This is a genomic window from Bacillus sp. SIMBA_074 (assembly GCF_046534555.1).
GTDB lineage: Bacteria > Bacillota > Bacilli > Bacillales > Bacillaceae_G > Bacillus_A > Bacillus_A mycoides.
In genome coordinates, this window is sequence record NZ_JAWRYM010000091.1 from 1 (window position 1) to 592 (window position 592).

At 62.7% G+C, this 592-nt stretch carries 1 protein-coding gene; it reads left to right on the forward strand.

The window, feature by feature from the left end; translation table 11 throughout:
• Nucleotides 1-178: 178 nt before the first annotated feature.
• A partial coding sequence (locus SB773_RS29945) for a hypothetical protein (RefSeq protein WP_410593816.1) occupies nt 179-592 on the forward strand: 414 nt, incomplete at its 3' end.

The following is a 592-nucleotide window of genomic DNA, read 5'->3' on the forward strand; positions in this document are numbered from 1 at the left end:
CGCCCGGTGACCGAACACCGTCCGATGCCCGAAGCCCCCGATGTCACCGGCCCGGCGCCGGCAGGGACGATTCGATTCATCATGGCTGGCGTCGCATTCGCAATGGCTCGCCGAAGTGTCCGGTAGCAGCCCGGCTTGCGGGCGGTCCGATTCGCGCGCAACACCCTAGGATCAGGAAATGCAGGGAAATCAACCGTTGTCGCTAATCGACGCGATCGCGCTTGAGCGTCCTGGCGCTCTGGCCGCGTCGCGCCACGCTCTAATTGAGCGATGGAAAACGGCGCCCCACGATAAGGAAACGGCACTCCGCCTCGCATTTATCGAGTGGTGGTCCTGCAGCGAGCCGGACTTTCTGACGGGCCTACCGGCTTACGATGACGACAACTCGCTCTTCCCCGAGCTGTTCGCTTACCTCGCATCACCGGCCGTGATCGACGCACGTGTGCGCTTCGTCCTCGGCTGGATGACGAAGGAGTTTCCCTGGTGCTGCGGATGTGGACCTGCTTCGTGGGGGCCAGCAGGGAATACTTTGTGGGCGGAGTACAGGCGATCTGAGGGTTTAGACCCTTCACAGTTCGCAGACGACAGCGAG